8 protein-coding genes are annotated in these 8,449 nt (G+C 31.1%); 3 read left to right on the top strand and 5 right to left on the bottom strand.

All coding sequences use genetic code 11. The annotated features are described in order from the left end of the window. Positions 1-293 precede the first annotated feature (293 nt). The 4 genes from L3X39_RS08285 to xerA form a co-directional block, all read right to left on the bottom strand. The gene (locus tag L3X39_RS08285; RefSeq protein ID WP_237231309.1) at positions 294-716 is read right to left on the bottom strand and encodes a hypothetical protein; all 423 of its coding nucleotides are present in this window, start codon (positions 714-716) and stop codon (positions 294-296) included. 128 nt (positions 717-844) lie between these two features. Further along, positions 845-1,309, bottom strand: a complete 465-nt coding sequence (locus tag L3X39_RS08280) for a hypothetical protein (RefSeq protein ID WP_237231308.1) — start codon at positions 1,307-1,309, stop codon at positions 845-847. A 161-nt stretch (positions 1,310-1,470) separates the two neighbouring features. Then, positions 1,471-2,013, bottom strand: coding sequence for a DUF2199 domain-containing protein (locus L3X39_RS08275; RefSeq protein WP_237231307.1), 543 nt, complete (start codon positions 2,011-2,013; stop codon positions 1,471-1,473). 88 nt (positions 2,014-2,101) lie between these two features. Next, the gene (gene xerA / locus L3X39_RS08270; protein WP_237231306.1) at positions 2,102-3,232 is read right to left on the bottom strand and encodes a site-specific tyrosine recombinase/integron integrase; all 1,131 of its coding nucleotides are present in this window, start codon (positions 3,230-3,232) and stop codon (positions 2,102-2,104) included. 90 nt (positions 3,233-3,322) lie between these two features. Here xerA and L3X39_RS08265 point away from each other — a divergent pair, with 90 nt between their 5' ends. Beyond that, positions 3,323-3,703 carry a hypothetical protein gene (locus L3X39_RS08265; RefSeq protein ID WP_237231305.1) on the top strand — a complete coding sequence of 127 codons (381 nt, stop codon included), beginning with the start codon at positions 3,323-3,325 and terminating at the stop codon, positions 3,701-3,703. A gap of 553 nt (positions 3,704-4,256) precedes the next feature. Here the strand turns inward: L3X39_RS08265 and L3X39_RS08260 are convergent. Next, positions 4,257-4,484 (bottom strand): YgaP family membrane protein, encoded by a 228-nt coding sequence (locus L3X39_RS08260; protein ID WP_237231304.1) that lies wholly within the window; start codon positions 4,482-4,484, stop codon positions 4,257-4,259. Between the two features lie 361 nt (positions 4,485-4,845). Between L3X39_RS08260 and L3X39_RS08255 the strand changes: the two genes are divergently transcribed. Further along, on the top strand, positions 4,846-5,829 hold the full coding sequence (locus tag L3X39_RS08255) for a T9SS type A sorting domain-containing protein (protein WP_237231303.1): 984 nt from the start codon (positions 4,846-4,848) through the stop codon (positions 5,827-5,829). Positions 5,830-6,126: 297 nt separating this feature from the next. Then, a complete protein-coding gene (locus L3X39_RS08250; protein ID WP_237231302.1) occupies positions 6,127-8,439 on the top strand; it encodes a chondroitinase-B domain-containing protein in 2,313 nt (770 codons plus the stop codon). Positions 8,440-8,449 lie beyond the last annotated feature (10 nt).

The raw sequence follows: 8,449 nt of genomic DNA, 5'->3' as shown, positions 1-8,449 counted from the left end.
CTTCTTGTTCTTTCTTTGTTACTCGTTTTTGATGTTTATCATCTTCGTGAAATAGTTTAAAGTATGCTAATAATTCAAGTATTGCTTGTATCATCTAGTTCGTTTCTCAAATGTGCTACAACGTTCTGTGTATGGACAGTAGGGCAGATTCGAAGCACTTTACTTTCGGTTTTACCACTAAGCCAAAACAAACGTTTTTACTTTTTTTTCTTTTTGTTAAACGTCAAAACTTTGTTTTGGCGTTGCCTGCTTAAAGAACAGGACTTTCAATTTATCTCTAATTGCCCTATTGGCTATACACCTTGTTGGCGTGTCGTGTTTTTTATTTTTTTCCAATCCTTTTGGTTTTCAATGAAGTAGTCAAAAGTGTCAACAATTTCAGTTAATTGACATTCTTCTTTCCATTCAGGCGTTTCTCGTCTTGGTAGTTGACTGTGATAAACAAATGAAACTGTAGAAGTCAGTTGGTCAATTTCTACTCTTAGTGTTTTGGAAAAGTCAATTGTCATATCCTTTGGCAGAGAAATCAATAGCGACCAAAGAGAGCTGCCTGCATATAGGTCGTTTGAATAACCTTTTTCAATTATATGCCTAATTAGGAACCTTATTGGACGTAGTTTATGTCCATTCTCAATCAGCAAATCAAATGTTGAGAGTATGTCTTCCCAACTCGATTTTAAGTCAATTGCTGATATTTTATCTCCTGGCTTTTTCATTTTCGACATGCACGCCAACGTTTACGTATAAGAATAGTGCGTTTTTGTGTGCGAGGATTTTCCGCAGGAAAATCAGACGTAACAAAAGTGCACTAACCTTAGATTAAGCAACTAATTTAGCATTATTTTTATACATTGTTGGCTACAGTTTTTTCTTTTCCGTTTCCACTTTTATTCAGCCATTTCAAGCTTAATTTTATTCCGATTAAAATACTAATTCCCCCAACAAATAAATTCGCTCTTTCTCCATCAAACGTTTGATTAAAAACTCCGATAACTAAAACATTTACAAGTCCCGAACTTATCCACCAAAAAGCAATAAATTGAAAAAAATTAAAACTCTTTGAGAATTTAAAAGTAATAGGATTTTCATTCCAATGCGGTTTTTCAAATTCGAATCCTAATAAACTCCAAAATTTTGAGATTAAGGGAAGGAATAGAGCAAAGAATAAAAAAGTCAGAATAATAGTCACGATGTGAAAGTCATTTTTTGATTCAGTTTCTCCATTAAAATTTAGAAGTGTTAATGATAAAACACAAAGTATAACAATCACTAAACTTTTTATTTTTCCAATTTTATTCCAATTTTTCATTTTTGAGTGTGATTCGTAATTGTTGCCAACGTGTTCGTGTATGGCTCGTGCCTTTTATGAGCATGAGTGAGTAACACGAAAATTAATTAAACTAAAAGTAATGAATTTTTGTGTTTGGCGAAGGTATGAGCTATACGCGTTGTTGTATGCTGGCCTTATTTTTATAGGTGTTGCGATTTAAGAGCATACTGTACAATTTCCATCGCTTTTCTATATGTTATTCCGTTTTTTTGGTCAATTTCTAATTGGTGATTCTCTTCCGTAATTTCAATTTCAGGAATAGTTCCTGCGTCTTGTTCAATCGCAATTGATTTAATGTTGATTGTATTCTCATAGGTCGGAATTTGGTTTTGTAACCAACCAAAATAAGGTCCAAAGTCTTTACGATTTGGACTTTCCCAGCAGTCCATTCTAATTTCAAAATTTTCTGGGCTAATCGAAGTCCAAATGTCAAAATATAAGTCCTTGTCAAAATCCAAAATAGGAATTGTTACTCGTCCTCTATGAAAGAAATGAGTTTTGTCAACTACACATAAACTTTTTTCAAGTTCTACACGTTTTTCAATTTCATTTGGCGGAATAGAGTAGTAATAGTCGGGAAATTCAGAACCAAAACACAAAGGAATTTCATCATATTCAGTTCCGCAACATTTACATTTAAAAGTTGTTTTTTTTCCTTTCCTGAATATTTTCGATAATCTCATTTACTTTTTTCGGCTTGCATACAACGTAGGGATATGTTTACTGGTGTATATACCCCCATTATATATACACTCAAATATACATAAAAACTTACAAATCCAATGGGTTTTTAATAGAATCGAAACTGCTTTTGGCAACGTGCGTATAAATTTCAGTAGTTTTAGTAGAACTATGTCCCAAAAGTAGTTGAATGTACCTCAAATCTGTTCCGTTTTCAAGTAAATGAGTTGCAAAACTATGCCTAAGTACGTGTGGTGAAACAGATTTATTGATACCTGCTTTTAAAGCAGCATTTGCAACTATCTTTCCAACACTATTGGCACTGTATTTTTCTCTATTTGGACTTTCAAATAAATAAGAACTAGGCTTCCATTGTCTGAAGTAAAGTCTTAGATCTTCTAAAACAGTTTTTGCTAGTAAGGTGTAACGGTCCTTGTTCCCTTTTGCATCCTTAACATGAATTAGCATTCTTGAGCTATCAATATCAGTGATTTTAAGATTTAATAGTTCACTTCTTCTTAATCCAGCAGAATATAATAAACTAACAATACAACGGTGTTTTAAGTTATTTGTGCTATCTATAAGCTTGCGTACATTTTCCTTTGATAGCACCACAGGGAGTTTCTTGTCCTTTCTTGGGCGTTCAATAGCGTAAAACCTATTGGGCATGCCAAGAACAATTTCATAATAAAACTTTATGCTATTAATAGATTGGTTGATGTAAGATTTAGAACGATCAGCATGTATCAAAAACTGTATGTAGCCACGAATATCGTTTTCATTCAAATTATCAATGACCTTATCATGATAATAATTTATAAAATCTTCGAAGCAGCTAACATAAGATCGAACAGTATTATTGGCATATTTCTTTAATTCTAATTTTTGAAGATAACTTTCTGGACAGAATCTGAAATTTGATGCTCTTTTTCTTTTTCTAAACCAATCTACGTCAAAAGTTTCGTTGAGTTGCTTAGATTTGGTTTGCTGAAAAAAGTATTTAGAGTCAATCCAGGCGATACCTCTAAAAATGTTAAATATGTTATCCAAATTAAACTTATTATTTGGAAGGTAGTACATGCTAAACTCTTTGCTCCAATTTATGCCGTTAAGCCCTTTTACTATTAGATCAATGGCTCTATCAGAATAATATTGCAATCCAATGCACTTCTGGTTGTCAATTAAAAGATGCTTTAAAGTTATATGTTTACTATTCTGCATAAGATTTTTTATACAAGATAGCTAAATGAGTTTATTTAGTAGTATATTATACGAATAGTATACGTATAATGCACTAGTAATAAATGAATTATGAAATTAAATACATGTTTATGCTGTAATAAAGTACTACAAGGAAGGTCAGATAAAAGATTTTGCGATGTTCATTGTAAGAGCTCTTATCACTACCGAAAATCTTTAGAAGAAACTCCAAGGTTTTACAATAAAGTAGATAACCAACTCAAGTTAAACAGAAAAATTCTAAAACAATATAATAAGGCTGGTAAAGCAACGGTAAGATCAGAGACCATTATAGAGCTTGGATTTAGCCCAAATTTTTTCACACACTTTTGGAAGAACACAAAAGGGGATGTATACCTGTTCGTTTATGAATACGGGTATTTGAAAAAACGTGAAGGCACTAAGGAAAAATATATATTGGTGCAATGGCAAGATTATATGGAAAAAGAATAAGAATTTCTCTAGAAATTAGTTGGGTTAAAAAAATATGGATTGACAGGTTCAAAATTTTTACGAATATGGCCAAAAATGGTTTTAATTATATATAAAACTTTACAACCGTAACGTACTATATTAAAAACAGTTACAGAAGTAAAGTAATCTAGCCAAAATAACAATTCGATTGAGTATTGTTTTTGGTTACTATTGTAACTCAAAGTAATTAACTTTTGATTTAGCATGACATTAAATTATATCAAAAATATACTTTTGAATATCGGTTTAAAAATATTAAATTGCTTAGAATATTATTAATAATCAGAAAACTTCAAACTGCATACGTTTTTGCATACGATTTTATAATTTTATGGCTTGTGAGCCCAGTAAATGTGTTTAAAAAAATGCCAACACAGAGCTCATAACCCGAAGGTCACTGGTTCGAGTCCAGTTCCCGCTACTAAAAAAAAGACACTTTATTTTAAAGTGTCTTTTTTTTTTAGGACTCTCTTTTCATAATTATAATATCAATTACTATTTGCCTATTCTTATTTTATTTGCTCGTTAAAATCTATTTACCATTCTGAATTGGTTCAGAATCTGGCATTATTTTATTCAAAATGAAATAAACGGGACAAAACTTAGTAACCGGACTTATAATTTGTAAAATGGCGACAGCGCCAGCCATATATAACCATTGTATATTTATGGTATAGGCTAAAATAACACTTAATAAATAAAGTATACCAACAATGGCATCATGTAGCCTAATTTTAGTTTGTGTACTTGATGTTCCCATGATGTATATAAATTTAAATTAATTACCAAATATAATATTTTTTAATTAATTGTATATCAATAGATTATGATAATTTTTAATCATTGCAATTCTTTAAAACAAACAAATTTAAAGTATTTTATGTTGTGAGTCTTTTCTATTTAATAGATAATTTATCTTTATATAATAGATTATTTGGATCTATTTATTTTTTAAATTTAAGTTACTCAACAATACTTTATGTTAAAATAATTTGCACAGTACAAAAATATCATTATATTTGGTAAAACTAAATTGGTTTACCAGTTTGGTTTACCACTAAATCTAAATAGTACTTAGCCAAAAAGTTCTGGAGTCTTTTTTTAACTTAAACTAATTTATTATGAAAAAAACTTTACTTTTTGCAAAAAGCCAATATTGCATATTTGGCAGCCTTTTAATGTTCTGTCTATGTTTTAACTACGGATGGAGTCAAAATCTAATGTTAAATGGTACCTGTGATGACTGGACATTTAATACAGGAGATAATGCAGATGCCTACGATATGACTCCTAATAATGACATTCAGGATAATACCGGTGCTACAGTACCTAGTCCATATCAACCTATTTGGGATAATGACGCTTTAGAAGATGCTTTAGAAATTAAATATCTTGGCATGCCAGGTACTTTAGATGAGCAGCCAGGATCCACTAGTGGTGGAGCCGGGGGAACAAGAGGAGTTAAATTGTACGACGATGGAAATCCGGTTATAACTGGAAGTTCTCGCCGTTTATATCAGAAAGTTTTGGGGCTTACTATTGGTAATGATTATACTTTTTCTGTTGATTCGCGCTCTGAAGCAATGGGAACTCCTTCAGAAGTATATATTTTAAATACTGAAATAACTGATGAGAATGGTATAGATACTAATGGTGCTGCTGATGCGAGTGTAGATGCATTTTTAAGTATTACAAATGACTATGATGCTGTTGGCGACGTATTTACTAATAGTACATTATCTTTTACTGCTTCAAACACGTTTGCAGTAGTTTATGTTAGATCATTAAATTCTATTGATGGTAATACTGAGGTGTTTTATGATAATTTTTCGCTCGTTGAGGATGCAACTGCTTCAGTTGAAGATGTATTCGCTTCAAACCTTAAAATTTATCCAAATCCTGTAAACAATTTTATAACAATAGAATCTAAAAACATAAAGATTGCTTCAGTTGAAATTTACAGCCTTTTAGGGCAAAAAGTTATGTCTGATTCGCAATTAAAAAACAATAAGGTGGATGTTTCTGATATTTCAAATGGCTTGTACCTTTTAAAAGTGAATGCTGAAAATGGTGGAAGCAGCACTAGAAAAATAGTAATAGAGTAGTTTTATTTTTTGAATGAGTTTTTGATAAAAGGCCTTTAAATTTAAAGGCTTTTTATGTTTTTTATAATGAGCTTTAATCAAAATTAAAGACCTTTTAGTATATAAGTATTGTCATAATTTGTATCTTTTATTAATAAAAGAAATAACTACAAAAGAAGTTTAACTAGACCTTCTTCATGCTAATAAGAAGAATAAAACAAATAATATATGAAATGAGCCATAATAATAAGTTGATACCAACCGAAATGATTATTGGCTAATTATATCTGACGGATAAAAACAGTAAAATTTAAACAGATGAAAAGAATAATATTCATTACAGGGTTACTAATTCTATTTATTGCATGCAAACAAAGTGCAATAATTGAAGGTAATAGTATAAAAGTTAGTAATATAAATGAGTTAAATGCTGCTATTAAAAATTCAAATGCTGGCGATAATATTATTCTTGCTAATGGTGTTTGGCGTGATGTGGAAATTAATTTTTATGGTAATGGAACAAAAGAAAACCCGATAACTTTAATGGCAGAAGAAAAGGGTAAAGTGACTATAGAAGGCGCATCAAATTTAAAAATTGGAGGTAGCTATTTAGAAGTAAACGGACTTTATTTTAAAAACGGACATACTCCTTCAAAAAATGTTATTCAATTTAAAATTAATAACGATACAATTGCAAACCATTGTAAAGTGACCCAATGTGTTATTGAAGAATTTACCCAACCAGACCGTGATGTAAGCGATCATTGGGTGGAATTTTGGGGAAGACATAACGAATTAAGCCATTGTTACATTACTGGGAAATCAAACTTTGGGCCAACTATAATAGTCCAGTTAAAAGGGAATCAGCATATAAAAACCTATCATCAAATAGTAAATAACCATTTCGGACCCAGACCAAGAAAAGGAGGGCCACATGGAGAAACGATGCAAATTGGCGATAGCGGAACCTCCATGACACCTGCACATGTGGTTGTTTCAAACAATTTATTTGAACGCTGTAACGGCGAAGTAGAAATTATTTCAAGTAAATCTAACTTTAATGAGTTTAGAAATAATGTATTTTTTGAAAGTGAAGGCTCATTGGTGTTAAGACACGGAAATTACGCTACAATTGATGGTAATATTTTTATTGGTAACGATAATTCTAAATTCATTGGCGGCATTCGGGTTATTAACACAGGGCATTGGATAACTAATAATTACTTCTATAAGTTAAAAGGCGAAACATTTAGAGCGCCTTTGTCTGTAATGAATGGTATTCCAAAATCACCTCTCAATCGTTATAACCAAGTAACCGATGCTGTGGTTGCTTACAACAGTTTTATTGATTGTAAATCGCCTTGGCAATTTAGTGTGGGATCTAACGTAAGCCAAAGTGATGTACTACCACCATCCGAAATACGTTCTGCAAGACCGATTAGAACCGTTGTAGCTAATAATTTATTGTTTAATAGTGAAGGCGACGAATACCCCATTGTGAATTATGATAAAGTTGATGGTATTAATTTTAAAAACAACATTACGAATAGCGAAAATAAAAGTGAAATAAAACCAAAAGGACTTATTACTAAAGAAGTTCAGGTTAAACAAGTATCAGATGGGTTGTGTATTTTAACCGAAAATTACACGGATATTTTTAACGGTTTTGATTTTGAAACCATTACTACGGATATTTTTGGAACTGAAAGAACTTCAGAAAGCAATAGTGTTGGTGCTATTGTTAATCCAGTAAAAGAAAACGCGATTTTAGTCGATAAATCGAAATACGGTACCGATTGGTTTTCTACAGAAAAAGTAAAATATGAGCCTAAAAAAATTCAAGTATCATCAAATGCAGAATTGGTAGAGGGTCTAAATGCTGCTAATTCAGGCGATATTTTAGTTGTAAAATCAGGAAGTTATACAGTCGATTCATCTTTAAAAATCAATAAAAGAATAACTATAACATCTGAAGATAAAAATAATAAAGCTGAATTAGTTTTCACTTCTGAAAATACTGCGTTTGAAATGAACCCAAAAGGTAATTTAATAATTGAAGATATTATTTTAAAAGGGAATAAAACCCAAGATGCTTTTGCTACCTTAGATAAAAACATGACAAAAGCTTATAATTTATGGATTAAAAATTCAGAATTAAGCGATTTTAAAAGTGTGTTGCGTGTTTCAAAAGGCTCATTTGCTGATACGGTTTCGGTAGCTAATTCTACTATAAAAAATTGTGTAAGGGGTATTATGCTCAATAAAGAAACCAATGATGGTGGCGACTATAATTGCGAATTTGTAAATATTACTAATTCAACATTTGAAAATATCCAGGAAGTTGTTTTAGATTTCTACCGTGGTGGTTACGACGAATCAACCATTGGAGGTCATTTAACATTCCAAAATAACCATGTTTCGAATTCTGGCGGGAATTCTGATGAAGCTATTTTAATTAAAAACCGTGGTATTGTTAATGTTGATTTTTCTAATAACACTTTTAAAAACAATCCAGTAAAACTCATTGCTGTTTTATGGGGAGCAAAAGGACAGAAACCTGTTAATAACACTACTATAAATTCTGGTAAAATAGAAGTAGTACAGAACTTAAAGTTAAAGTTAATGTATTAAATTGTGCGTA

The organism is Flaviramulus multivorans, from assembly GCF_021728415.1.
Classification (GTDB): domain Bacteria; phylum Bacteroidota; class Bacteroidia; order Flavobacteriales; family Flavobacteriaceae; genus Sabulilitoribacter; species Sabulilitoribacter multivorans.
This window is presented reverse-complemented; position numbering and strand designations above follow the sequence as displayed.

Bases quoted from the DNA above. Each gene is read 5' to 3' on its own strand.
- L3X39_RS08285 (WP_237231309.1), bottom strand. From the start codon at position 716: ATGAAAAAGCCAGGAGATAAAATATCAGCAATTGACTTAAAATCGAGT.
- L3X39_RS08280 (WP_237231308.1), bottom strand. From the start codon at position 1,309: ATGAAAAATTGGAATAAAATTGGAAAAATAAAAAGTTTAGTGATTGTT.
- L3X39_RS08275 (WP_237231307.1), bottom strand. From the start codon at position 2,013: ATGAGATTATCGAAAATATTCAGGAAAGGAAAAAAAACAACTTTTAAA.
- xerA (WP_237231306.1), bottom strand. From the start codon at position 3,232: ATGCAGAATAGTAAACATATAACTTTAAAGCATCTTTTAATTGACAAC.
- L3X39_RS08265 (WP_237231305.1), top strand. From the start codon at position 3,323: ATGAAATTAAATACATGTTTATGCTGTAATAAAGTACTACAAGGAAGG.
- L3X39_RS08260 (WP_237231304.1), bottom strand. From the start codon at position 4,484: ATGGGAACATCAAGTACACAAACTAAAATTAGGCTACATGATGCCATT.
- L3X39_RS08255 (WP_237231303.1), top strand. From the start codon at position 4,846: ATGAAAAAAACTTTACTTTTTGCAAAAAGCCAATATTGCATATTTGGC.
- L3X39_RS08250 (WP_237231302.1), top strand. From the start codon at position 6,127: ATGAAAAGAATAATATTCATTACAGGGTTACTAATTCTATTTATTGCA.